Below are 20,655 nucleotides of genomic sequence, written 5' to 3'. Positions count from 1 at the left end.
GTGTCGTCGCTCGCGCCGTGACGCGACCTGCTGAAAAATGAACCGCAGACTTTACCTGATCGGATCGGATTTTTCAGCCTTTTGTGGCAACATGACTGCGGATTTGCGCCCCGCCCGGCATTTCCCCGGGCGGGCCCGGAAACAAAACCTCTCTGATTACAAGGGATTACCATGCGCGGATTGTGTACCACCCTATTAATAAGTATCGCGCTGATCAGTTCGCCGCTGTCAGCCTCGGACAAGGCCAAGGAACAGCGCTGGGCCGATCAGATCGTCGATACATTGATGGTCGGCGAGGCGATCTGGCTGGAACCCCGCGACGAGCCGGTGCTGGCGCTGGCCACCGAACACACCACCGAAAAAGCCAAAGGGGCCGCCATCGTCGTCCATGGCATCGGCGCCCATCCGAACTGGCCGGAAGTTATCCATCCGCTGCGCAGCCGGTTACCGGACCACGGCTGGATGACCCTGTCTGTCCAGATGCCCATTCTCGAAAACCAGGCCGACGCCCGGGACTATGAACCGCTGTTCGCCGAGGTCGCGCCCCGCTTCGAGGCGGCGATCGCCTACCTGCGCGAACAGGGGATCGAGAATATCGTCATCCTCGCCCACAGCATGGGCGCCGCCATGAGCACCCACTATCTGGCCAGCAATCCCGATCATCCTGTCCGGGGATTCGTCGGTATTGGCATGAATCAGAGCAAAATCGATAAAATGGACAACGCCCACAACCTGGAGAAGATCACCATTCCGGTGCTCGATCTCTACGGCAGCCGGGATCTGGAAGGCGTGATGGCTTCGGTCAAACAGCGCGCCACAGGCGCCGCCCGGGCCGGCAACAATAACTACCGCCAGGTTGAGATCGAAGGCGCCGACCATTTCTTCAACGGCATGGCCGATACAATGGTGAAACGGGTCAGCCGCTGGCTGGATAATCAGGCGCTCGGCGAGGAAGCGGCGAGATAATTTTGAATGTTGAATGTTGAGTTTTGAATTAAGTACAAACTCACAATTCAACATTCAAAATTTAAAATTCAACATTGCGCCCTTTGCCTCTGCGTTAATAATTTATAAATAACGAGGTCAGAAATATGAATATGAACAGTATCTTGATTGCCCTTCACCTGCTCGCCGCCGTCATCTGGGTCGGCGGGATGTTTTTTGCCTATATGTGCCTGCGCCCGGTAGCCGCCACGCAACTGGAACCGCCGGTACGCCTGACCCTCTGGGTTGGCACCTTTGGCAAGTTCTTTCCCTGGGTCTGGGCGTCTGTCATTCTGCTGCCATTGACCGGCTACTGGATGCTGTTTGCCATGTTCGGCGGCTTTGCCAGCGCCCCGATCTATGTCCACCTGATGAACGCCCTCGGCATCATCATGATCCTGATCTACCTGCATGTCTTCTTTGCCCCCTATCGTCGGCTCAAGCAGGCCGTTCTCAGCCAGGACTGGCCGACCGGCGGCCAGAAGCTCGGCCAGATCCGGATGCTGGTGGGACTGAATACCCTGCTGGGGCTTATTACTGTGGCCATTGCCAGCGGCGGGCGGTACTTCGGCTGAAAAATCTTAACCACGAAGACACCAAGACACCAAGACACGAAGTAAAATCAATATTAAATCCTTCGAGATTTTATGTGTTGCAGTTGTTTTATTTCACAATAGTGTTCAGGACCAGCCATGCTTGTCTCACCACAGAGGACACAAAGGTTTAAACAATATTCTTCTTCGTGTCTTGGTGTCTTCGTGGTTTGCTTTTATTTCACAGTTGGTAGGCCGGACATAGCATAGCGGTGTCCGGCAACCCGAAAAATGCCCGATACCGCTTCGCTATATCGGGCCTACCCGGGTCCGCGCGTCCTGCGGAGGCAGTTACGAGTTCCGAGGAAAAACATCTATTGTAGGAGCGCCTCTGGCGCGACAGGCCGTGCGGTACGGTGAAAGATATTAACCACGAAGACACCAAGACACGAAGTGTTCAAATATTTATTTTCTTCGTGTCTTGGCGTCTTGGTGGTTTGCTTTTATTTCTCAAATGCGCGCAAGCTATTTCAGTGCTGGCGTAATTTCTTGATCAGCTCGTAGGCTTCCTTGATCTCCTGGGTCTTTTCGTTGGCGATCTTGATCATCTCCTCGGGCATGCCCCGGGCCACCAGTTTGTCCGGGTGGTGCTGGTTCATCTGCCGCCGGTAGGCTTTTTTGATCTCGCTATCGCTGGCACTTTCACTCACGCCCAGCAGTTCATAGGCCTGCTTTAACTGTTCGGCCGGGGGACGTCCTGCCTGGGCGCCACCACCGGCACCGGCATGTTGCTGGTGGAATTGCCGCTGGGCCTGAACCATTTGCAGCAGTTGCTCGAACGCGCTGCCGCTGAAGCCCAGCCGCTGACCGATATGCCGCAGCACGTTCTGTTCGGTGGGGTGCATGACACCGTCGGCATAGGCGGCATGGATCAGGATCTCCATGAACATCTGCAACACCGTGCGACGCCGGCGCGCTTCCTGGCGGAACTGCTCCAGCACGCCATCCAGATCGAAGTCGGGCTGCTTACCCTGATTGAACAGCTCGATGGCGGCGTGCTTTTGCTGCTCGTCGAGGCGCATCTGCTGCATGACCCCGCGGGCCATCTCGATCTCGTCTTCACTCACCCGCCCGTCGGCCTTGGCCACGTGCCCCATGGTAGAGAACAACGCGGTGAAAAATGCCATCTGCACCCGCTCCGTCTCACCCGGGCGAGACGGACCACCGAGCTGTCTCTGCAAGTTCAGACCCCGATCAAATTGATGGCCGAGCACCCCGCCTAGCAGCGCGCCCAATGGTCCGCCCAGCATGAAGCCGAACGTCCCGCCGACAACCTTGCCCCACCAGCTCATAAGAACAGGGCCGAGGGACGAGGGACGAGGGACGAGGAAATTGACGTTATTAAATCATTTTGTTGTGGCAACACAGCTACCTCACTTTGTTAAAGTTTTACCACTGCAATCGTGAAATAAAATATCGAGGTGAAGATGCTACTATAATGGAGTGTTTTTGCCTCGTCACTCGTCCCTCGTAACTCGGCCCTTCGTCATATGACGATGAGCGTACCACGGTACATCTGCATCTGGCAGGTAAAGTCGTATTCGCCTTTTTCCTGCGGGGTGAGGGTGATCGCTTTGTAGTCATCCACCGGCAGTTCGGCGCTGATGTCGAAGTCGGAAAAAATGACCTGTTCGGCGCAGGGGCTGGCATCCTTGCGCAAAAAGCGCAGGGTAATCGGCTGGTTGACGGGCGTTTCGATCCGCGACGGCGTGTAGACGCCGTCGTCCACCAGGATGTCGACGGTATCGCCCTGGCGTTGGGTGGTCGCGGGTTTGGCGATCCAGAACCACCAGACGATGGCCAGCATCAGTGCCAGCCCCAGAAGATTGATCAGCCAGATCATGATTGGGCTCCTGATTTGAACCAGCGCAGGCGGTTGGCATTGCTCACCACGGTGACCGAGGACATGGCCATGGCGGCGCCGGCGATCATCGGGTTGAGCATGAGCCCCATGATCGGATACAAAATGCCGGCGGCGATGGGGATGCCCAGACTGTTATAGACAAAGGCGCCGAACAGGTTCTGCTTGATGTTGCGCAGGGTGGCGTGGGAGATGGCGATGGCATCGGCCACCCCGTGCAGCGAGCCGCGCATCAGGGTGACGTCGGCGCTTTCGATCGCCACGTCGGTGCCGCTGCCGATGGCAAAACCCACATCGGCCTGGGCCAGCGCCGGGGCGTCGTTGATGCCATCGCCGACCATGGCCACCACCTCGCCGCGTTGCTGCAATTGTTCGATATGCCGGTTCTTGTCCTGTGGCTGGACCTCGGCGATGACCTCGTCGATCCCCACCTGACGCGCCACCGCCTGTGCCGTGGCGGTGTTATCGCCGGTCAGCATGATCACCTTGAGCCCGAGCTGTTGCAAACGCCGCACCGCGGCGGCCGAGTCATCCTTGATCGGATCGGCCACTGCCACGATACCCACAAGTTGCTGCCCCCGGGCGAGGTACATGGGCGTTTCCGCCTGCCCGGCCAGCTGTTGCGCCCGGTCCTGCAGCTCGCCGATATCGATGCCCTGGCTCTGCATCAGGCGAACATTGCCGAGATAACACACGTCGCCGTCCAGTTCAGCGCTCACCCCCTGGCCGGTGATCGCCTCGAACCGCTGGACGTCGGACAGGGTGATCTCGCGCTGTTTGGCCGCCTCGACAATGGCGTGAGCGAGCGGGTGTTCGGAACCCTGCTCCAGGCTCGCAGCCAGTTGCAGCACTTGTTCCTCGCTGTAATCGGCCGCGGGCACCAGGTGGGTGACGCTCGGACGTCCCACGGTCACGGTCCCGGTCTTGTCCAGGACGATCGCTTCAAGCTTGCCTGCCTGTTGCAGGGCCTCGCCATTGCGAATCAGGATGCCGTATTCGGCGGCCTTGCCGACGCCGACCATGATGGAGATGGGCGTGGCCAGTCCCAGGGCGCAGGGGCAGGCGATGATCAGCACGGTCACGGTGGCGACGATGGCGTGACTCAGCAGCACCTCCCCGCCCAGGTTGAACCAGATCAGAAAGGTTGCCACCGCCACCAGCAGCACGGCCGGCACGAACACCCCGGCCACCTTATCCACCAGACGGCCGATGGCCGGTTTGCTGCCCTGGGCACGGCGCACCATCTCGATGATCTGCGCCAGCACCGTGTCGGCACCGATGCGTTTGGACTGGAACAGGAAGCTGCCGCTGACGTTGATGGTGCCGGCCACCACCTCGTCGCCGACCTGTTTGGTCACCGGCAGCGGCTCACCCGTAAGCATGGACTCATCGACACTGGAATGACCGTCGATAATGTCGCCGTCCACTGGGATGCGCTCGCCGGGACGAATCCGCAACGTCTCGCCCAGCCCGACCTCGTCGATGGGTACATCCTGCTCCTTACCCTCGCGCACCACCCGCGCGGTCTTCGGCTGCAGACCGATGAGCCGGCGGATCGCCTCGGAGGTCTTGCCCCGGGCGCGCATCTCCAGCGCCCCGCCCAGATTGACCAGGGCAATGATCACCACCGCCGCCTCGAAATAGGCATGCCGGGCCAGACTCGGCACGGTGTCGGGGAACAGCACCACCACCACGGAATAGACCCAGGCGGCACCGGTGCCCAGGGCAATCAGGGTATCCATGTTGGCGTTATGCACCCGAAAGGCCTTCCACGCCCCGGTGAAAAAATGGCCGCCGGCATAGATCATCACCCCCAGGGTGAGCAGCCCCAGAAACAGCCAGATTGGCTGACCGAGTGAGGTATCCAGTGCGGGCAAGAAGCCGCCCATGTCACCGATCACCAGCGGCACCCCGAGCACCGCCGCCACCGCGGTCTTGCGCAACAGGCGGCGGTAGTGGGCCATCTCGGCCGCTTCCTTGTCGGCCTCGGCATTTTGCCCTTTCATCTCGGCCGCGTCGTAACCGGCCTGTTTGACGGCCTCGACCAGTTTGTCAGCACTTACATCGCCCTCGACCGTGGCGGTGTGCTCGGCGAAATTCACCTCGGCCTGCTCGACGCCGGGCACCGCCTGCAGCGCCTGTTCGACGCTGGCTACGCAGCCGGCACAGCTCATGCCGCTGATGGAGAGTCGGGTTGCTGCCGTCATACCACGCTACCTTATATATTGATTAAAACCGCGTTATCGGGCATCCGCCCGTCTCAAATACCTACTTTAAAATGTGAATATATTCACACAATGCTCGCGTTATCACTGACCGGGACCGCCTATAATCGAAATCAACGGGTCAGGCTGAACCGGGCTCGGCGATTCGCCAACGGATAACAGGATACCTTACCCGACGCCATGGCGCCCGATCCCCAGTCCCTGCTTTATGATCGCCTTGAGCGGATTATGCTGCCGGCCATCGTCGCGCGTCTTGACACACTGATCAACGACCCCGCCTGCAGCGCCGCGGAGATTGCCGAAATCATCAATCAGGATGCCTCACTTTCGGCGCGCGTACTGAAGATCGTCAACAGTCCCTTTTGCGGCGTGTCGTCGCAGATTGACGGCATCTCCATGGCCATCACCCTCATCGGCACCCATGCGTTGCGGGACATCATTATGACCATGACGCTGATCAGACAGTTCAACCAGTTTCCCGAGGGGTTGATCACCCCCCAACAGTTCTGGCGCCACAGCCTCGCGGTGGCCAGCGCCGCCCGAACCCTGGGCGAACGACTGCGGTTCGTTAACACCGAACGTCTGTTTATCGCCGGTTTGCTGCACGACATCGGCAAACTGGTCATGTATTTATTACGACCCGAAGAATCCCGTCAGGTTCTGGCGCGTGCCGCGCAGGGCGAAGACAAGCTGTACCACATCGAGCGGGATGTCTTCGGGATTGACCATGGGGAAGTTGGCGCAGCATTGCTGCATCAGTGGCATATGCCCGAGGCAATAATCGAGGCGGTTGGCCTTCATCATCAGCCCGCCCTGGCGAACCATTACATTCAGGAAACCGGTATCGTGCATCTGGCCAACGCGATCGGCAACACGATCGAGCAAGCCATCAGCCCGGATGATGATCTGCCCATCGATACCCGGGTCTGGCAGATGGCGGATCTGAATCCCACCGAACTGATTGACCTGACCGGCGAATCCCGGCTGACGCTGCAGCATGTCCTGCAGGCGATGCATCCGGAGCTGGCCCCTGGAGTTCTGAGTTCCGATTTCCGACTCGCGACAGGTCGCGGCAATCAAGTAATGTTATGATGTCGCTTTATTTCTTGTGCGAGTGTTGATCTAGATGGATATTGCCCTGGTCAGTGCCTTTATTGTCGGGCTGTTCAGTAGTCTGCACTGCCTGGGGATGTGTGGCGGGATCATCGGCGCGCTGACCTTCAGTCTGCCGCCGGCGGTCCGCGAACACCGCTGGCGGTTGTTTCCCTATATCTCCGCTTATAACCTTGGTCGCATTACCAGCTACACAGCCGCCGGCGCCCTGCTGGGCTGGCTGGGTGACAGCCTGTTCAAGGTGCTCAGTCCCGACACAGGACATCTGATCCTGCAAGGCATTGCCAGCGCCATGATGATTGGTATCGGACTCTATCTGGCCGAGTGGTTTCCCCGTTTTGCCATGATCGAGCAACTGGGCAAACCGTTGTGGAAGCGGTTGCAACCCTGGGGGCAGAAACTCATTCCGGTGCGCTCACCCTGGCACGCCTGGTTGTTCGGCCTGGTCTGGGGCTGGCTGCCCTGCGGGCTGGTTTATTCCGCACTGATTATCTCGGGTACTGCCGGTGACGCGGTCTATGGCGCGCTGTTCATGCTGAGTTTCGGCGCCGGGACTTTGCCTTCGGTAATGACCGCCGGTATATTAACCGGATGGATGGCAAGGCTGTCCCGGTTGACCCAGGTCAAAATGGGCGTGGGTTTACTGCTGATAGTATTGGCTATCGCAAGCTTTTATCTGACCTGGGCGCACGGTCATCAACATGTTTCTGTAGGAAGTTTGCCATGAATGACGCATTCACGCATTTACTGGGCCAGGCTCCGGCCTTTCTTGCCACTCTGCGCTCGGCGCAATTGATTGCCGTGACCGAGGTCACCACCCTGATCACCGGCGAAACCGGCACCGGCAAGGAGCTGTTGGCGCATGGCATGCACCGAACGAGCTCGCGCAACCGGGCGCCGATGATCAATATTAATTGTGCCGCCCTGCCCGATAATCTGGTTGAGGCTGAACTGTTTGGTTACCGGCGCGGTGCGTTCACCGATGCCCACCAGGATCAGCCGGGCAAACTCAAGGCCGCCGACGGCGGCACCCTGTTTCTGGATGAGGTCGCCGAACTGCCCCTGCCGGTACAGGTCAAGCTCCTGCGTTTTCTCGAATCGGGCGAGATCCAGCCACTGGGTCAGACCACGACAGAAAAGGTGGATGTACGGGTCATTGCCGCCAGTAACCGGGATCTGTATACGCTGGTGAAAGAAGGTCTGTTCCGTGAAGATCTCTATTACCGCCTGCACGTGGTACCGCTGCATCTGCCGCCGTTGCGCGAACGTTTTTCCGATATCGAACTGCTGCTGGGCAAGCTGACAGCACGCCTGGCAATCTATCATCGTCTGGATGCACCCCGCTATACCACTGCCGCCATCGAAGCCTTGCAGGCTTACGCCTGGCCCGGCAACGTGCGTGAGCTGCGCAACGTCTGCGAACGCATGCTGGTGCTGCTGCCCGGCAAGACCCTCGATGTCGGCAATCTGCCGGCCGAGATCGTCCGCCCGAACACCGGGCAGGACAGTTCACTGCAACTGCCCGGTACGGGCGTACAGCTCGATGACCTGGAAGCGAGCATGATTCGCCAGGCACTGGCCCGGGTCACCGGCAACCAGAGCAAGGCCGCCCGGCTGCTCGGCATCACCCGCAGCGCGCTGATCTACCGCATGAAAAAATACGCGATCGAATAAATCAGCATCCCTGATTAAAAACGCAGAGGACGCGGAGCCGCAGAGGCGCGGAGATCATGTTTTTTGATCTTCCTGGCAACTTTTTCTATCTAAAATACAGTTCCACTGATTTAGAATTCAAAATTCATTTCTCTGCGTCTTTGCGCCTCTGCGTCCTCCGCGTTCGTCAACCGCTCTTGAATCAATGGATCAAAATACGATATTCACTTTGGCCCAGTAAGATCGGCCCGGTTCGTTGACCTGGATGACAGAGGTATCGCAGGCACATGAAAAACGCCGGCTTACGCCGGCGTCGTCTCCTTATTATGCCATCGCCAGGCTCAGAACTTGATGTTTACGCCGGCATAGATGGAACGTCCCATGCCGGGGACCGGGGTACCCCAGGCAACATCACTCCCGGACATGGTTTTGCCTTCACCCAGATAGGCGCCGCCCAGCGGGTGGTTGTAGAATTCATCGAAGACGTTCTCGATACCAACATCGAAGCGGGCCTGTTTCCAGGTGTAGCTGCTGCGCAGATGGAGCAGGCCGTAGGACTCGGTCTGCATCTCGTTACGGGTGGCGGAGACATCCTCCTTGCTATCCACCAGCTCCACCTCGACGGTGTTCTGCCATGCTCCCTTCTGCTGCACGACGGCCAGCCTGGCATTGAGCGGCATTATGTTGTAGAGGTTGTCACCGGTATCCTCGTTCTCGCCGCGAACGTAATTCAGCATACCGGTCGCGGTGAAGTTGCCGTACGGAGTGTTTTGAGCCAGCGGGAAGTGGCCGGAGATGTCCAGACCGTAGAGGGTGGCCTCCTGGTTGACAAACTGCAAATAGACAAAATCCTCGGTCGCCGTCAGGTTAGCATCAGTACAGACACCGCTGGCCGCCCCCGAGCAGCGCTCGGCATCGATATAGTCCTTGACGCGGGTATAGTAGGGGCTCACCTTCAGCTCCCACTTCTTTTGCGCTGCATCGTGCCAGCTGAAGGCGGCGCTGACGGTGCGAGCAATTTCGGGGTCCAGCTCCAGATTACCGACATAGCCGTTGCCGTCGCCGGCCCAGTTGATCATGCGCATCGCCATGCCGCCGGTCGACCAGGTGTAACGTTCGTAGAGGTTGGGCGAGCGGCTCTTCTGCGCCAGGCCGAACTCGATGGTGCGGCTGGCATCCGGGGTGAAACGGGCCAGCGCGGTGAAGTCGAAGTTGTCGTCGGTCCTGGCGCGGTCGGCATCGTTGAAGGCTGTTTCGTCAGCGAGGTAGGTAGCGTTATAACCCTGTACCTCTCCAGCATCCATTTTCACCTGTTCATAGCGCAGGCCGAGCTGGGTCAGCCAGCGCTCGTCCCACTGCGCTTCCCACTCGCCAAACAACGCCAGGCGGTCGCGCTCGCCGTCGTTGATATTGATAAAGGTGTCGGGCCACATTCCCTTACCGGAGGGATCCATCCAGTCATCCAGACGGTACTGCTGGGCCTCGGTGCCTACCCGCAGCAGGTCACGGCCCGACAGCACGATATCCGCCTTGAGCAGGAGTCCGCTGTTATTGCCCTCGGTATCCATCGGCATGCCTGCCGCACAGCCGTTCATCCCACCTTCCAGAGTACAGGGCTCGCCATCGGGATTGGTGGTGCCGTCATTGGAGCCATACCAGAAGAGCTTGTCGTCATAGAACTGCATGGAGTGACGGGTACGCTCGTGGTAGGCGCGGGCTTCCAGTGTGCCCCAGTCAAGCTCGGCGGTGTGGTTCAGATTGAATTGCGTACTGTCATTGCCGGTCATGTCCATACGCTGGTTGCTCCACCCCTGGTAGGGGATATCCTGCATGCCGATCTTGAATTCGGTGAGGTGGTTGTCGTTGAGCATCGCCAGGCTGAGGGAGCGATTGGTGGATTTGTACCTGGTCGAGCCGACCTCGTCGCTGTCAAGGGAGGGGTCGCCCACGTCATTGACATAGGTTTGGGTCTTGAAATCATCGCCTGCGCTGTAGTTGCCCGACTCGGTAGTGGAGCTGGTGTAGGTCAGGCTGAATTTTTCGTTGGCGGCGGTCGCGCTCAGGTTGTCGCCGTAGGCATTGCCGTTGCTGCGATAGAAAAAGCCGGCCTCGCCCTTTAACAGGCTTTCTTCACCGGGTTGTGCGAATTGCGGCGCAGGTGAATCGACCAGAACGGTGCCCCCGATGCTGTCGCCACCCACGCTGACCGGGCTGATGCCGGCAAACACGGTGGCGCTGTCGACATTGCTCGGGTCGATGTAGGAGAGCGGCGGGTTCATGTGGTTACCACAGGCGGAGATAAGGTCCATGCCATCGACCTTGATGCGCAGGCGATCATCGGCCAGGCCACGGATGACGGGCAGACCGGAGACCCCGCCGGAGCCCTGGATCGTGAGGCCGGGGAGGTTCTTCAGCAGGCTGGCGCTGTCGCTGGTAGCCGGGGCCAGCATCTGCAGGGTCTCCTCACTGACGGTTGTGCGGTTAACGTCGCGGCTCTCTGTCAGAGGGGGGGCGGTGACCGAAATGGTTGGTATGGCCTCTTCGGCGATCGCGGTGCCGTGGGCGAAAGCGGCGATCAGTGTGGCAAGTAAGGTTTTGCGCAAAGGTAATGGTTGCTGATGCATTTTTTTCCCTTGAATGTAGCTTGTTATTAAAGTCGGGGATCAGAACAGGAAAATATTATGCCGTTCTTAATTCAATAGAGTACCTGCACTGCATACTGCTTGCTCCCCATATAAATAAACTACAAAGGAGCAAATGCCGTGCCACAAATCATTTACCACAAAACAACAACTTGCAGTGGGAAATAAATTTGAAACTGTCTGTTATCAGACACCTCGTCTCAAAACAGCCACATTGGCATTTTGATCCCGACTATGTGTCTTACAGTTTTACCCGGCCTGCGGCATTGGAGCGGGGATGATATTACGTTAAAGTTTGCTTATATCAGCACATGCGAAAAACCCACCGGACTGACCTGCTTTTCATGACGCAACTAACGCCTGTCTTCAAACTGACGCTGCTGGTCTCAATCGGTCTGCATGTTGTGGCAATTATTCAGTCCGGCTCGCTCTCGCCGGGACACTATCCGACAGATAATGAAACGCGACTGAGCATCACTCTGAGTCCGGCAACAGAAAACCGGACAACATCCGAACCGTTACCGAAAAAACCACCCGAGAAGGCGCCGAAATCCGAACCTGAACCTGAACCTGAACCTGAACCTGAACCTGAACCTGAACCGAAGCCGAAACCCGTCAAAAAGCCGAACAGGCCCGTAAAAACACAAACTAATGAACCGTCAGAGGAAAAAGCGATAAAACCGTTTAAAGAGGCGTTGCCGCAAGAGGTGGAGCAGCAACGAATGCAGAGCGGGGGTGTCCGCAGCGGGATATCAGCCGATGAATCCTACCAGAGCCGTTTGCTGCGCCATCTGGAACAGTACCAGCACTATCCTTTTATGGCGCGCCGGCGCCAGCTGGAGGGTCGGGCTTCAATCCGCATCACGGTCGCCGATGACGGTCAATTACAAGATATCGAATGTCTTGAAGGTAATGACCTGTTTTGCGAAGCAGCCATCCAGGCCGCCCGCAAAGCCCAACCTTTTCCCCCACCGCCGGCATCTTTATCCAGCAGGGAATTTCAGTACGCGATGGAGTACCGGCTGAGAAATTAATAATCAGGCATGGTTAGTGCTGAGTGCTGAGTACTAGGTGCGGAGTGCTGAGTGCTGAGTGCTGAGTGCTGATGCTATCCCCTGAATTCAACGTCGATACTCTGCTCTTCAAGTCACGTAGGCTACGCCAACGTGACCTACAAGACTATTCTTCGAATTCAACGCCGATACCCTGCTCTTCAAGTCACGTAGGCTACGCCAACGTGACCTACAAGACTGAGGCTATTCTCCGAATTCAACGTCGATACCCTACTCTTCAAATCACGTAGGCTACGCCAACGTGACCTACAAGACTGTTCCAAATTTGTGCATACCTTATACTCTGGCTAATCCTGTAGGTCACGCTGGCATTAGCCTGCGTGACACCCCTGCCGATACGCAGAATCTCAGGTAGCGCTGCACGCAACCTGACCTACGCCTCTGTTCTCTGGTAACCAGTCACCAGCAACTAGCAACTAGCAACTAGCAACTAGCAACTAGAACCTTATTTCGACAGACTGTCGCGCACCCGTTCCAGCCTTGCCTTGACATCCCCGGCCAGCTCATGAATCCCGGGTTGTTGCACCAGATCCAGCACCGCCTGAGGATCCATGAAGGCCACGGTGATTGAGCTATCATCTTCCTCGCGCACGACCACGTTGCAGGGCAGCAGCAGACCGATATCCGGCTCGGCGGTCAGGGCCTGGTTGGCCAGTACCGGGTTACAGGCGCCCAGGATTTTGTAGGGCCGCTTGTCGATATCCAGTTTCTTTTTCATGACTGCCTTAACGTCGATCTCGGTCAATACGCCGAAACCCTCTTCTTTCAGGGCTTCGGTGACTTTCTCAACCGCATCATCAAAACTGCCCGAGACCTTGGTGTTAAATCCGTACATACTCACTCTCCTTTCAGAAATCTTTATAGTTCAGAAAATTACATGTGATTCATAAAATTGTGTCTATTCAGGCTCACGTCCTAGGTACTAGTCTCCAGGAGCTGGTATCTGTTTGATCAGCCAGACGATGGCCAGGAGTACGACAATCCAGATCAGGATACCGAAGCCCCCGTGACCGAACAACCACCAACCGCCACTCCACCCTTCACCGTGCATCATATATTCCTTCTTGCCTATCTGTTTTTTGCTCGTTGATCGTTGCGATACCACTGAGCATAGATATCATCGGGCCATTGCGCCTTGATCCAGGCCAACACATCGGCAATGTCCTGATCGCCAAGCCGGTCTTTCCAGGCCGGCATATTGCCGCCCCGATCCCGCGTGCCGTTTTTAATAATCTCGACCAGCTGGGCCGTCGGGTGGTGCCAGGTGTGTGCCGAGCCATCCAGCGGCGGTGGCGGGAATTTTCCCTCCTCGTCGCGCTGGCGCCAGTTCGACGCCCCCTGCGCCAGTTTGCCGTGGCATGCCGCGCAGTTTTGTTGATAGAGGCGCCCGCCCCGCAGGATCTGCTGCATATCCTGATTACGCGGCGGCACCCCGGTTTTTGTTGAGGCTGATTGGTCAGCTTGTGGTTGACTGTTGGAACTGACCGAGTTGTCACACCCGGCCAGCCACAGACTGCCAATAATACCCAGCACCACAATGTTGAATATCGCTGACATGTTCACACCCCCGGTATCTTGCCTTTTTCAATAAACTGCTTGACTTCAAATTGCTTCCACAGAAAATAAACGGCCGGAATCACGACCAGGGTCAATATGGTAGCGCTGACCATCCCGCCGACCATGGGTGCCGCGATGCGGCGCATGACTTCAGAGCCGGTACCGCCGCCCAGCATGATCGGCAACAGCCCCCCGGTAATGGCCGCCACGGTCATGATAATGGGGCGCACCCGCAACAGGGCACCCTCGATGACGGCCTGCTTGAGTTCTTCCAGGTTCGGCACGTGCACGCGTTCTTTATTGGCTATCTGGTTGCGATAGGCCTGATTCAGATAGACCAGCATCACCACCCCGATCTCCACGGCCACGCCGGCCAGGGCGATAAAGCCCACGCCGACGGCGACCGACATGTTGTAGCCGAGCAGGTAAAGCAGCCAGTACCCCCCGACCAGGGCCAGCGGCAGCGTGCCCATGATGATCAGCACCTCGATAATATTGCGGAAGTTGAGATACAACAGCAGCACAATAATCACCAGCGTCAGGGGCACCACGACCTTCAGGCGCTCCTTGGCCCGCACCATGTATTCATACTGCCCGGACCAGGCAATGGAGTAGCCGGCCGGTAAATCGATCTGCCGGTTAACCACCCGTTGCGCCTCTTCCACGTAGGACCCCAGGTCCCGATCCTTGATATCGACGAAGGTCCAGCCGTTGGGCCGCGCATTTTCGCTTTTGATCATGGCCGGACCCGTCTCGACACGAATATCCGCCACTTCGGACAACGGAATCCGGGCGCCCTGCTTGGTAATCACCGGCAGATCGCGCAGCTTGTCGACCGATTCGCGAACCTCCCGCGGATAACGTAAATTGATCGGATAACGTTCCAGCCCTTCCACGGTCTGGTCGACCTGCATACCGCCTATGGCTGTACTCACTACATTTTGCACATCGGCGATGTTCAGACCGACCCGAGAAGCCGCCCGTCGATCGATATCCACCGTCACATAACGGCCGCCGACGGTGCGTTCCGAATAGGCCGAGACGGTGCCCGGTACCTGCATGACCGCCTCTTCGATCTGTTGGCCGATCTCCTGGATCACGTTCAAATCCGGCCCCGAGACCTTGACGCCCACCGGCGTCTTGATGCCGGTCGCCAGCATGTCGATCCGGGTTTTGATCGGCATCACCCAGGAGTTGGTCAGACCGGGGAATTGCACCCGATCGTTCAACTCCTGTTTGAGTTTTTCGGTAGTCATGCCCTCGCGCCACTCACTGCGCGGCTTGAGCTGGATGGTGGTTTCGATCATGGTCAAAGGTGCGGGATCGGTGGCGGTTTCGGCCCGGCCGATCTTGCCGAAGACCCGCTCGACCTCCGGTACGCTCATGATCAGTTTATCGGTCTGCTGCAGCAGCTCCTGCGCCTTGCCGATCGACAGGCCGGGGAAGGTCGTCGGCATGTACATCAGATCCCCTTCGTCCAGATCCGGCATGAACTCCGAACCGATGTTCATTACCGGCCAGATCGTCATCAACACCACCAGCAGGGCAATACCGAGCACGCTTTTGGGCTTGTTCAGTACGGTATGGATAAAAGGCTGATACGCCTTGATCAAAATCCGGTTGACCGGGTTTTTCTCCTCCGGGCGGATGTGGCCGCGAATGAAGTAGCCCATCAATACCGGGACCAGGGTGATCGACAACCCGGCCGCCGCGGCCATGGCATAGGTCTTGGTAAAGGCCAGCGGCGCGAACATGCGCCCTTCCTGCGCCTCGAGTGTGAACACCGGCAAAAAGCTGAGGGTGATAATCAACAGCGAGAAGAACAGGGCCGGACCGACTTCGCGGGTCGCCTCGCTGATAATGCGCCAGCGATTCTCGTTAGTCAGCGGCTCGCGTTCGATGTGTTTGTGCACGTTTTCGATCATCACGATTGCCGCATCGACCATGGCGCCAATGGCGATGGCGATCCCGCCCAGGGACATAATGTTGGCATTGATGCCCTGGTGATACATGACGATAAACGCCCCGAGGATCCCGATCGGCAGACTGATGATGGCGACCAGCGCCGAGCGCAGGTGAAACAGAAACACCAGACAGACCAGCGCGACGATCAAAAACTCTTCCAGCAATTTACCGGTCAGGTTATCGACCGCCCGGTTGATCAGGGCGGAGCGATCATAGGTCTCGACGATCTCCACGCCGTCGGGCAGGCCGTTTTGCAGCTGTGCCAGTTTGTGCTTCACGCCCTCGATGGTCTTGAGGGCGTTCTCGCCGTAACGCATCACCACAATACCGCCGGCGACCTCGCCCTCGCCGTTCAGCTCCGCGATACCGCGGCGCATCTGCGGTCCCAGCCGGATTTCGGCTATATCCCCCAGCAACAACGGCGTGCCCTGCTCACTGACACCCAGGGGAATGTTTTTGAGATCGTCCTTGCTCTGGATGTAGCCGGTGGCCCGCACCATGTATTCAGCCTCGGCCATCTCGATCACCGAGCCGCCGGCCTCCTGGTTGCCCTGCCGGATGGCCTGGCGGACTTTCGCCAGTGGCAGATCGTAGGCGCGCAGTTTGTCCGGATCGAGGACCACCTGGTACTGCTTGACCATGCCGCCGACCGTCGCCACTTCCGACACGCCGGAAACCGTCTGCAGCTCATACTTCAAAAACCAGTCCTGCAGAGAACGCAGCTGCGACAGATCATGCTGGCCGGTGCGATCCACCAGGGCATATTCATAGATCCAGCCCACCCCGGTGGCATCGGGCCCCAGTGCCGGACGCGCCTGTTCGGGTAATCGTGCCTCGACCTGACTCAGATATTCCAGTACCCGCGATCGGGCCCAGTAGGGATCGGTCCCGTCCTCGAACAGGATATACACAAACGAATCCCCGAACATGGAATAACCCCGCACCGTCTTCGCCCCCGGCACGGAGAGCATCGCCGTGGTCAACGGATAGGTCACCTGATCCTCCACCACCCGCGGCGCCTGGCCCGGATAGGTGGTCTTGATAATCACCTGCACATCCGACAGATCCGGAATCGCATCCAGCGGCGTGTTCTTCACCGCGAACCAGCCCCAGCCGCACAGGATCACCGTCAGCAACAACACCAGAAAACGGTTGCGCAGCGACCAGTCGATAATTCGTTCAATCATTTTGAAGCTCCAAAAATCTCACCACCAAGACGCCAAGGCACCAAGGCACCAAGGCACCAAGACAGTTATAATATTCTTCTTCTGATCCCATCTTTTATGACAGGCACATTGAAATTGATCAGCAGACCAAGCCGTTTATTCGCCAGCTTCAGATAACTCAATAGTTGCGAGTCATGAACTGGCAAAATTGTCTCTACAGACTTCAATTCAACTACAACCTCATCTTCAACAAGCAAATCAAGCCGTAACCCTGCATCTATTTTTAATCCATCATAGATAACCGAGATAGTTTTCTGGCTTTCCACTTTCATTCCGCGTTTTTGAAGCTCGTGCAACATACATGCTTCATAAACTGATTCGAGCAACCCCGGACCAAGCGATTTGTGGACATGAAATGCACTATCAACAACTTCCTTCGCAATCTTGTCAACCTCAGACGATACCTTTATAAATTCCATTTTTTTCTCCTTGGTGTCTTTGTGTCTTGGTGGTTATTCTTTACTCTTTTCGCTTACGCATGGCCTTGATGACATAGCCGTCGTCGCCTTTTTCGAGATCGAATTCGACTTTGTCATCGGGGCTGAATGGTTCGAGGTCGACATCGGGTTTGACCCTGAACGACATGGTCATTGCCGGCCAGTCGATTGCGGGAATCGGATCGTGGCTCATGTTGACGCTGTTTGCTTCCGGCTCCAGCTCATGCAACACGCCGGTGCCGGTGATCGTTGACGAGGCTGATGTACTTTCTGCGGCAGTCTCGTCTGCCGGTGATGTCATGCGTTTGATGCTGGCCTTGAGGCTGGCTTCCGAATCGATCAGGAACTGTCCCGAGGTTACAACCCGCTCACCGGCTTTCAGCCCATGTTTGATCTCGACCCGGTCACCCGAGGCCATGCCGGCGACCACGGTCCGGGGCCGGAAGCGACCTTCCTCCAGTGCCAGGATCACCCGATCTTCGTCTCCGCCGCGGATCAAGGCCTCTTGTGGAATCACCACGGTATCCCGCTTCGGTCCGCCGTAAATACTGATATCGGCGAACATGTTGGGCTTGAGGGTTTGATCGGGATTGTCAAAGCGCAGGCGTACCCGCAGGGTGCGGGTTTTGGGATTAAGGCTCGGGTAGACGTATTCCACTTCGCCTTCCCAGGTGCGACCGGGGAAATAGGAGAGGCTGACATCGGCCGGCTGGCCCGCTTCGACCCAGTCCACCTGGCTTTCGAACACTTCGGCCTGAATCCAGACAGAAGAGAGATCCGCCAGCGCCATCACCTCGGCCTGTGGCTTGACATACATGCCTTCACGCACACCAAGGTTGGCTACAATACCGTCCTGCGTGGCGTAACCTTTGACATACTGGCTCACCTGACGGGTCTGGCGCAGCTTGTCAATTTGTTCGTTACCGATGCCCAGCGCCACCAGCCGTTCCCGGGAGGCGCGAATCAGCGATTTACGCCCGCTGTCCAGGGCCTGAACATACTCTTCCTGCGCATTGACCAGCTCCGGGGCATATACCTCGTAAAGCAGCTGACCTTTTTCGACTCGTTCGCCCTCGGCTTCGACATAGAGCTTTTCGATCCAGCCCTGCGTTCGCAGATGAATATGCGAGATCAGGCTTTCGTCATAGGCGACATAGCCGACCGTATCGATCTTGCGCCACAGGGTATCGCGCTCGGCTTTGGCGGTACGCACACCCATGTTGTTGATCACGGCCGGGGATATTTTCACCGAGCTGCCGCCGCCATCATCATAGACCGGGACAAAGTCCATCCCCATCTCGTCTTTTTTCGGCTCTTTGGAGGTAATCGAGGGATTGTGTGGATGGCGGTAATAGAGGATCTCCTTCTCGCCTTCGTCCTCACTCGCGTCATCCTGCTCTTTTTCGACCAGATCCATGCCACAGATCGGACAGTTGCCCGGCTCATCCCGAATAATCTGCGGGTGCATGGGACAGACATAGTTGGGATCGGTGTGCTTCTTTGCATGCTCCAGCGCGGTTTCCTGTTGTCCCGTTGCTTCGGAACCGGTGTCCGAGCTGGTCTTGTCGTCACCACAGGCGGCCAGTGCCAGCCCCAACCCAAGAATCAGTAATCCTTTCATCAGTTTCATTGTGTGACTCCTGCAAGATAGAGTAACTGCGCCTGCGCCCTGGCGTGATCGGTACGCAGGCGCAGTGCCTTGAGTTCGGTGTCCAGTTGCATAATGCGGGCCCGCATCAGGGCAGTGAATTCCGCATCGCGGCTTTGATAACCCTGCAGGGCGCTCCGGGCGTTTTCCCGCGCCATGGGTAACAAGCGGTCCTGATAACGGGCCAGACGATCGGCCAGATTGTTCCAGCGGGTATGGCTCGCCTGCCATTGCCGGTTCAGTTCTCGTTGGCGATCCTTGAGACTGTAAAGTGCGCCCTGTAATTGCTGCTTGCCGGCAGCCACCTTGCGGTCCTGGTAATTATCGGTAAACAGCGGAATATCCATCAGCACCATGGCGGAGAGAAAATCGCTGCGCCCGCTGCCGTCGGGGTTCAACCCGTCGCGTCCGCCATAGGTCACATCCAGCATCCAGGAGGGTTTGTACGACTGACGCGCCAGGGAAACCCCGTTTTGTTCCGCGTCCACCTCGGCGCGGGCGGCCTGAATCTGCGGATGCTCATCGAGCCGGGGCGATTGCGGACGAGGCAGTTCGGGGAACGGTTGCGGCGGGCTCATGGCGTCGGGCGTGTCGCCCAGATAGCGCGCCAGCGTCGCCCAGGCTTCTTCCATCTGATTGCGAATATCCACCAGGCGATCATCCAGTAACCCCAGTTCGAGCTCCGCGCGGATCACATCCTGCTGCTGTTGCCGCCCGGCGGCATACTGAGATTCGGTCACCCGTACCAGGCTGCGGTACAGATTACGGTTCTCCTGCACCACTTTTTGTGCCCGATGCCAGTAATACCATTCCAGCCAGGCCTGACGTACGTCACGCACCAGTTGCCGACGTTGATCCTCCGATCGATGTTGCTGCACCCGTGAACGGGAGAGGGTGCGTTGGGATTGGTATTTGAGCGAGTCTCCCGCCGGAAACATCTGCTGGATGCCCACCTGTACCTGGGTCATCGGTTCCTGATCCCGTTTGAACGTGTCGGTGGGAAAATTCATCAGCCCCAGCTTCAGCTTGGGATCGGGCAGGGCGTTATCGGCGACCGCCTGTTCCTTCAGGGCCGCGCTTCTGGCTTCGTTAATTCGAAACCCGGGATCATTGTCCAGCGCCAGCCGAATCGACTCCTCGAGTGTCAACGTTGACGCCGCCAACAGCGGCCGGGCTGTCAATGTCGCCAGTACGACACCGCACAACATAAATAGACGTAACATGGTGACACCTCATCATCTGATTCCATACCGATGCCTCGCATCGGCATAACGACAGCAAAGTACACCCGTGAAGGGTGTCAACGTCAGATGAGGTTTCGGGGAGGTCGGAATTGACCGCTCGGGGGCAAGCCGTCAGCGGTCCCGTGCAGGGGAAGCGAATAGTGCAGATCGGGGGTATCGATTTCGGTGTTCAGCACAGAGGCAACCGCGTTGATACTCTGGCAATGAAAACAGTCGCGGCAATTCTGGTTGCAGTGATTGGCATCCTGCTCACAACAGCTCATCGCTTTGGGGGTATCCGCCTGCGCCACCTGCATGTGCTCGCAGACATGATTTGGCGAGGGCACCTGCATCTCGGTTTGCGCATACAACGCCTGCACCGGCAATAACAGCATTGCCAGGGTCAGCAGGTGGACGAGCCCGTGTCGTGTTCGTCTCATGCGCAAATCGGCCTG

18 protein-coding genes are annotated in these 20,655 nt (G+C 57.7%); 6 read left to right on the top strand and 12 right to left on the bottom strand.

Going from position 1 to position 20,655, the window contains the following annotated elements; translation table 11 throughout:
- Nucleotides 1-171: 171 nt before the first annotated feature.
- Nucleotides 172-966, top strand: a complete 795-nt coding sequence (locus tag U5J94_RS06055) for an alpha/beta fold hydrolase (RefSeq protein WP_322564746.1) — start codon at nt 172-174, stop codon at nt 964-966.
- Nucleotides 967-1,091: 125 nt separating this feature from the next.
- The gene (locus tag U5J94_RS06050; RefSeq protein WP_322564745.1) at nt 1,092-1,559 is read left to right on the top strand and encodes a CopD family protein; all 468 of its coding nucleotides are present in this window, start codon (nt 1,092-1,094) and stop codon (nt 1,557-1,559) included.
- A 488-nt stretch (nt 1,560-2,047) separates the two neighbouring features.
- Here the strand turns inward: U5J94_RS06050 and djlA are convergent, their stop codons facing one another.
- From djlA to U5J94_RS06035, 3 genes are all read right to left on the bottom strand, one after another.
- Nucleotides 2,048-2,869, bottom strand: a complete 822-nt coding sequence (gene djlA, locus U5J94_RS06045; RefSeq protein ID WP_322564744.1) for a co-chaperone DjlA — start codon at nt 2,867-2,869, stop codon at nt 2,048-2,050.
- Between the two features lie 194 nt (nt 2,870-3,063).
- Nucleotides 3,064-3,420, bottom strand: a complete 357-nt coding sequence (locus U5J94_RS06040) for a cupredoxin domain-containing protein (protein ID WP_322564743.1) — start codon at nt 3,418-3,420, stop codon at nt 3,064-3,066.
- A complete protein-coding gene (locus U5J94_RS06035) occupies nt 3,417-5,645 on the bottom strand; it encodes a heavy metal translocating P-type ATPase (protein WP_322564742.1) in 2,229 nt (742 codons plus the stop codon). The genes U5J94_RS06040 and U5J94_RS06035 overlap by 4 nt, the downstream gene beginning before the upstream one ends.
- A 198-nt stretch (nt 5,646-5,843) precedes the next feature.
- On the opposite strand from U5J94_RS06035, the gene U5J94_RS06030 reads away from it, so the two are divergent.
- The 3 genes from U5J94_RS06030 to U5J94_RS06020 are packed head-to-tail and all read left to right on the top strand — an operon-like array spanning nt 5,844 to nt 8,450.
- Nucleotides 5,844-6,755 carry an HDOD domain-containing protein gene (locus U5J94_RS06030; RefSeq protein ID WP_322564741.1) on the top strand — a complete coding sequence of 304 codons (912 nt, stop codon included), beginning with the start codon at nt 5,844-5,846 and terminating at the stop codon, nt 6,753-6,755.
- A gap of 34 nt (nt 6,756-6,789) precedes the next feature.
- Nucleotides 6,790-7,503 carry a sulfite exporter TauE/SafE family protein gene (locus U5J94_RS06025; RefSeq protein WP_322564740.1) on the top strand — a complete coding sequence of 238 codons (714 nt, stop codon included), beginning with the start codon at nt 6,790-6,792 and terminating at the stop codon, nt 7,501-7,503.
- Nucleotides 7,500-8,450, top strand: coding sequence for a sigma-54 dependent transcriptional regulator (locus U5J94_RS06020; protein WP_322564739.1), 951 nt, complete (start codon nt 7,500-7,502; stop codon nt 8,448-8,450). The genes U5J94_RS06025 and U5J94_RS06020 overlap by 4 nt, the downstream gene beginning before the upstream one ends.
- 320 nt (nt 8,451-8,770) lie before the next feature.
- On the opposite strand, the gene U5J94_RS06015 is transcribed toward U5J94_RS06020, so the two are convergent.
- Nucleotides 8,771-11,053 (bottom strand): TonB-dependent receptor, encoded by a 2,283-nt coding sequence (locus tag U5J94_RS06015; protein WP_322564738.1) that lies wholly within the window; start codon nt 11,051-11,053, stop codon nt 8,771-8,773.
- Between the two features lie 362 nt (nt 11,054-11,415).
- Here U5J94_RS06015 and U5J94_RS06010 point away from each other — a divergent pair, with 362 nt between their 5' ends.
- Nucleotides 11,416-12,105: a TonB family protein gene (locus tag U5J94_RS06010; protein WP_322564737.1), complete on the top strand. Its 690-nt coding sequence runs from the start codon at nt 11,416-11,418 to the stop codon at nt 12,103-12,105.
- 484 nt (nt 12,106-12,589) lie between these two features.
- Here the strand turns inward: U5J94_RS06010 and U5J94_RS06005 are convergent, their stop codons facing one another.
- From U5J94_RS06005 to U5J94_RS05970, 8 genes are all read right to left on the bottom strand, one after another.
- Nucleotides 12,590-12,979, bottom strand: a complete 390-nt coding sequence (locus U5J94_RS06005) for a DUF302 domain-containing protein (protein ID WP_322564736.1) — start codon at nt 12,977-12,979, stop codon at nt 12,590-12,592.
- An 87-nt stretch (nt 12,980-13,066) separates the two neighbouring features.
- Nucleotides 13,067-13,198: a hypothetical protein gene (locus U5J94_RS06000; RefSeq protein WP_322564735.1), complete on the bottom strand. Its 132-nt coding sequence runs from the start codon at nt 13,196-13,198 to the stop codon at nt 13,067-13,069.
- A gap of 14 nt (nt 13,199-13,212) precedes the next feature.
- Entirely contained in the window at nt 13,213-13,701 is a 489-nt protein-coding gene (locus tag U5J94_RS05995; protein WP_322564734.1) for a c-type cytochrome, read from the bottom strand.
- 2 nt (nt 13,702-13,703) lie between these two features.
- Nucleotides 13,704-16,853: an efflux RND transporter permease subunit gene (locus U5J94_RS05990; RefSeq protein ID WP_322564733.1), complete on the bottom strand. Its 3,150-nt coding sequence runs from the start codon at nt 16,851-16,853 to the stop codon at nt 13,704-13,706.
- Between the two features lie 65 nt (nt 16,854-16,918).
- Nucleotides 16,919-17,311 (bottom strand): GxxExxY protein, encoded by a 393-nt coding sequence (locus U5J94_RS05985; RefSeq protein WP_322564732.1) that lies wholly within the window; start codon nt 17,309-17,311, stop codon nt 16,919-16,921.
- Nucleotides 17,312-17,351: 40 nt separating this feature from the next.
- Complete coding sequence (locus U5J94_RS05980; protein WP_322564731.1) at nt 17,352-18,959, bottom strand: efflux RND transporter periplasmic adaptor subunit; 1,608 nt, start codon at nt 18,957-18,959, stop codon at nt 17,352-17,354.
- A complete protein-coding gene (locus U5J94_RS05975; RefSeq protein ID WP_322564730.1) occupies nt 18,956-20,200 on the bottom strand; it encodes a TolC family protein in 1,245 nt (414 codons plus the stop codon). Before U5J94_RS05975 ends, U5J94_RS05980 begins: the two co-directional genes overlap by 4 nt.
- Nucleotides 20,201-20,283: 83 nt before the next feature.
- Nucleotides 20,284-20,640, bottom strand: a complete 357-nt coding sequence (locus U5J94_RS05970) for a hypothetical protein (protein WP_322564729.1) — start codon at nt 20,638-20,640, stop codon at nt 20,284-20,286.
- Between the last annotated feature and the right edge of the window lie 15 nt (nt 20,641-20,655).

Origin of the sequence: Thiohalophilus sp. (assembly GCF_034522235.1) — a bacterium.
Lineage (GTDB): Bacteria > Pseudomonadota > Gammaproteobacteria > UBA6429 > Thiohalophilaceae > Thiohalophilus.
This window is presented reverse-complemented; position numbering and strand designations above follow the sequence as displayed.

Excerpts from the sequence above, each read along its gene's own strand:
- U5J94_RS06015 (WP_322564738.1), bottom strand. The coding sequence starts at position 11,053 with ATGCATCAGCAACCATTACCTTTGCGCAAAACCTTACTTGCCACACTG.
- U5J94_RS05990 (WP_322564733.1), bottom strand. The coding sequence starts at position 16,853 with ATGATTGAACGAATTATCGACTGGTCGCTGCGCAACCGTTTTCTGGTG.
- U5J94_RS06000 (WP_322564735.1), bottom strand. The coding sequence starts at position 13,198 with ATGATGCACGGTGAAGGGTGGAGTGGCGGTTGGTGGTTGTTCGGTCAC.
- U5J94_RS05970 (WP_322564729.1), bottom strand. The coding sequence starts at position 20,640 with ATGAGACGAACACGACACGGGCTCGTCCACCTGCTGACCCTGGCAATG.
- U5J94_RS05975 (WP_322564730.1), bottom strand. The coding sequence starts at position 20,200 with ATGTTACGTCTATTTATGTTGTGCGGTGTCGTACTGGCGACATTGACA.
- U5J94_RS06055 (WP_322564746.1), top strand. The coding sequence starts at position 172 with ATGCGCGGATTGTGTACCACCCTATTAATAAGTATCGCGCTGATCAGT.
- U5J94_RS05995 (WP_322564734.1), bottom strand. The coding sequence starts at position 13,701 with ATGTCAGCGATATTCAACATTGTGGTGCTGGGTATTATTGGCAGTCTG.
- U5J94_RS06005 (WP_322564736.1), bottom strand. The coding sequence starts at position 12,979 with ATGTACGGATTTAACACCAAGGTCTCGGGCAGTTTTGATGATGCGGTT.
- U5J94_RS06035 (WP_322564742.1), bottom strand. The coding sequence starts at position 5,645 with ATGACGGCAGCAACCCGACTCTCCATCAGCGGCATGAGCTGTGCCGGC.
- djlA (WP_322564744.1), bottom strand. The coding sequence starts at position 2,869 with ATGAGCTGGTGGGGCAAGGTTGTCGGCGGGACGTTCGGCTTCATGCTG.
- U5J94_RS06050 (WP_322564745.1), top strand. The coding sequence starts at position 1,092 with ATGAATATGAACAGTATCTTGATTGCCCTTCACCTGCTCGCCGCCGTC.
- U5J94_RS06025 (WP_322564740.1), top strand. The coding sequence starts at position 6,790 with ATGGATATTGCCCTGGTCAGTGCCTTTATTGTCGGGCTGTTCAGTAGT.
- U5J94_RS05985 (WP_322564732.1), bottom strand. The coding sequence starts at position 17,311 with ATGGAATTTATAAAGGTATCGTCTGAGGTTGACAAGATTGCGAAGGAA.
- U5J94_RS06020 (WP_322564739.1), top strand. The coding sequence starts at position 7,500 with ATGAATGACGCATTCACGCATTTACTGGGCCAGGCTCCGGCCTTTCTT.
- U5J94_RS06040 (WP_322564743.1), bottom strand. The coding sequence starts at position 3,420 with ATGATCTGGCTGATCAATCTTCTGGGGCTGGCACTGATGCTGGCCATC.
- U5J94_RS06010 (WP_322564737.1), top strand. The coding sequence starts at position 11,416 with ATGACGCAACTAACGCCTGTCTTCAAACTGACGCTGCTGGTCTCAATC.
- U5J94_RS05980 (WP_322564731.1), bottom strand. The coding sequence starts at position 18,959 with ATGAAACTGATGAAAGGATTACTGATTCTTGGGTTGGGGCTGGCACTG.
- U5J94_RS06030 (WP_322564741.1), top strand. The coding sequence starts at position 5,844 with ATGGCGCCCGATCCCCAGTCCCTGCTTTATGATCGCCTTGAGCGGATT.